Source organism: Nocardia carnea, assembly GCF_029869215.1.
Lineage (GTDB): Bacteria > Actinomycetota > Actinomycetes > Mycobacteriales > Mycobacteriaceae > Nocardia > Nocardia carnea_B.
Genome location: NZ_JARWPM010000054.1, coordinates 1 through 2,730, shown reverse-complemented (window position 1 = coordinate 2,730; position 2,730 = coordinate 1). Strand labels below are relative to the sequence as shown.

General features: G+C 66.5%; 4 protein-coding genes. 1 reads left to right on the top strand and 3 read right to left on the bottom strand.

Annotation, left to right across the window (positions count from 1 at the left end):
- Positions 1–224 precede the first annotated feature (224 nt).
- Both recR and QH276_RS02240 read right to left on the bottom strand, forming a co-directional pair.
- Complete coding sequence (gene recR, locus QH276_RS02245) at positions 225–833, bottom strand: recombination mediator RecR (protein WP_280402682.1); 609 nt, start codon at positions 831–833, stop codon at positions 225–227.
- Positions 834–851: 18 nt separating this feature from the next.
- Positions 852–1,181, bottom strand: coding sequence for a YbaB/EbfC family nucleoid-associated protein (locus tag QH276_RS02240; RefSeq protein WP_280402683.1), 330 nt, complete (start codon positions 1,179–1,181; stop codon positions 852–854).
- Positions 1,182–1,294: 113 nt separating this feature from the next.
- Between QH276_RS02240 and QH276_RS02235 the strand changes: the two genes are divergently transcribed.
- Positions 1,295–1,648, top strand: coding sequence for a VOC family protein (locus QH276_RS02235; protein WP_280402684.1), 354 nt, complete (start codon positions 1,295–1,297; stop codon positions 1,646–1,648).
- A 163-nt stretch (positions 1,649–1,811) separates the two neighbouring features.
- Here the strand turns inward: QH276_RS02235 and QH276_RS02230 are convergent, their stop codons facing one another.
- A complete protein-coding gene (locus QH276_RS02230) occupies positions 1,812–2,246 on the bottom strand; it encodes an SRPBCC family protein (RefSeq protein WP_280400361.1) in 435 nt (144 codons plus the stop codon).
- Positions 2,247–2,730: the final 484 nt, after the last annotated feature.

Sequence of the window (2,730 nt, the reverse complement as noted above, 5' to 3'; positions counted from 1 at the left end):
CTCGACGAGAACGCCGGCTGGCAGATCACCGATGTCGGCGGCGTGGACGGCGCCCTCCCCACCAACTGACATGCTGTGTCTTTTTGCGGCCCCTGCGGCGCCGCGGGTTTTGGCCCGTCCCGGCTGTCAGCGCTCGATGCGATGCGCCGCAGGCGCGAGTGTCGAGCGCTGACAGCCGGGACCTAGGGGGGCCAAAACCCGCGCCGACGGAGTCGGCGCCAAAATTACAGCGCGCGGCGCCCCGAGAAAGCTCGGCCCAGGGTCAGTTCGTCGGCGAATTCGAGGTCGCCGCCCATGGGCAGGCCGGAGGCCAGGCGGGTGACCGTGAGTCCGGGGAAGTCGCGCAGCATGCGGACCAGGTAGGTGGCGGTGGCTTCGCCTTCGGTGTTCGGGTCGGTCGCGATGATCACCTCGGTGACGTCGACTCCGTCGTCCTGGTTTCCGATCCGGGTGAGCAGTTCCCGGATCCGTAGTTGTTCGGGGCCGATACCGCTGAGCGGGTCCAGCGCGCCGCCCAGGACGTGGTAGCGACCACGGAATTCGCGGGTGCGCTCGATCGCCGGAACGTCTTTGGGTTCCTCGACCACGCAGATCATGCTGCGATCGCGGCGCGGGTCCGCGCAGATCCGGCAGAGTTCGCCGTCGGCGACGGTGCCACATTGGGCACAGAACCGCACACCGTCGCGGATTTTCTGCAGCACCGCCTGTAGGCGGTCGATTTCCGGCGGTTCCACCTGCAACAGGTGGAACGCTATCCGCTGGGCGCTCTTGGGGCCGACGCCCGGAAGTTTGCCCAGTTCGTCGATGAGATCCTGAACCGGCCCCTCGTACACCGCGTTACCCGGAACGTCTCAGAAGCCGGGCAGGCCCGGCGCACCGCCGCCGGCCAGCGGACCCAGCCGCTCGGCGGCCAGTTCCTGTGCGTTGCCCATCGCCTGGTTGATCGCCCCGATCACCAGGTCCTGCAGGGTCTCGACATCCTCGGGGTCCACCGCTTTGGGGTCGATGGTCAGGGACACGATCTCCCCGGTGGCCTTGATGGTCACCTTGACCAGGCCGTTTCCTGCCTGCCCTTCCACTTCGGCAGCGGCGATCTCGGCCTGCGCCGCCATCACCTGCTCCTGCATCTGCTGGGCCTGCTGGAGCAATTGCTGCATATCGAACTGACCATCGGGCTGCACGGCATTCCTCTCTACGGACGGGACATGGTTCAGCCTAGTGCGGTAATGCGATTTGTTGTCGGTGGGCCGGTGCATGATGCGGGCAACCACTCATTCGACGACAGGGAGTGCATATGGCCCCGACCATCGCCGCCGCCACCTACGACTGCACGAACGCCGCCGCCCTGGCCGATTTCTACGCACGTCTGCTCGACCAGCCGGTGGACCCGGATGCCAGCGAGTACGTTGCCACCGTCGGCCGCGACTCCGGGATGACACCGCCGCTGATGTTTCTGCAGGTGCCCGACCGGACCCCGGGCAAGAATTCGGTTCATCTGGACCTGATGGCCACCGATCTGGCCGCCGAGGTCGAGCGCGCGGTGGCGCTGGGCGCGAAGCATATCGGCGATTTCGACGAACACGGTTTCCAGTGGGCCACGCTGGCCGATCCGGAGGGCAACCTCTTCGATATCGCCACCCATTCCTGAACGGTCGATGGCCGCGGAGCGGGGCCAACCAGGTCGGTTACCGCGGCGCCGGCCGTCTTCCGGCCCCGGTGACGGCCTATGGTTATGCCTCGCCCCCGGCAGGCCCCCCGGCGTTACCGGCCCCCCCGGACGGGGCGGGCCGTCCACGCCGGAGTGGCGGGATCTAGCCCAGCTCGCGCTGCAGGTTTTCCAGCACCGCGGCCTGGATCTTGCGCAGGCCGAGCGGGGCGAAAATGCCCTCGAAGATGCCGGAGATACCGCCGGCGCCCTGCCAGGTGGTTTCCAGCCGCACGGTCGAACCGGAACCTGACGGGATCACCGTCCAGGTGTTGACCAGCGTGGAGTTGGCATCCTTCTCGGTGACCACGAGATCGGCCACCGACACCTGGGCCCGGATGTTGCGCACGCGCTTCTCGGTGGCCTGCAGGGTCCATTCGGCCACGGTGCCGTCGCCCTGGCCGCCTTCCACCACCTTGTAGTCACGGTACTGCTCGGAAAGGATCCTCGGCCGCACCTCCGTGTAGTCGGTGATCGCCGCGAGCGTGCGCTGCGGATCCGCCGCGACGTCGATCGAACTGCCGGCCTTGACCTGCCCCACGATGACACTCCTTATCCAGGATGAGTTCTGACAACCCCATCCTGCCCTGCGCCCGCAGCGACCGCCGCGCGAGCCCGATAATTACGGACAACCGGCGCAAAACCGACCAATTGACAAACACATTCAAAACATCCGGAAATAGGACAATACGGCCAAAAAATCGGCCACCATGTCTCGAACGCGGCCACGGCGGCGCCGACTCGACAAGGCCCTGAGTGGTTCACATAACCCAGAAACCCAACGCAACCAGGCGGCGCCCGGGTCTTAGAGGCCCAAGTGGTTCGCATAACCCCGAAACCCGAACGCCACCACGGCGGCACCCGAGTCTTACGAGGCCCCGAGTGGTCTGCATAACCCCGAACCCAACGCACCCACGGCGCCGCCGAGTCTTACGAGGCCCCGAGTGGTTCACATAACCCCGGAACCCAACGCAACCACAGCGGTGCCGAGTCTTACGAGGCCCTGAGTGGTTTTGGCCCGTCCC

Excerpts from the sequence above, each read along its gene's own strand:
- QH276_RS02235 (WP_280402684.1), top strand. The coding sequence starts at position 1,295 with ATGGCCCCGACCATCGCCGCCGCCACCTACGACTGCACGAACGCCGCC.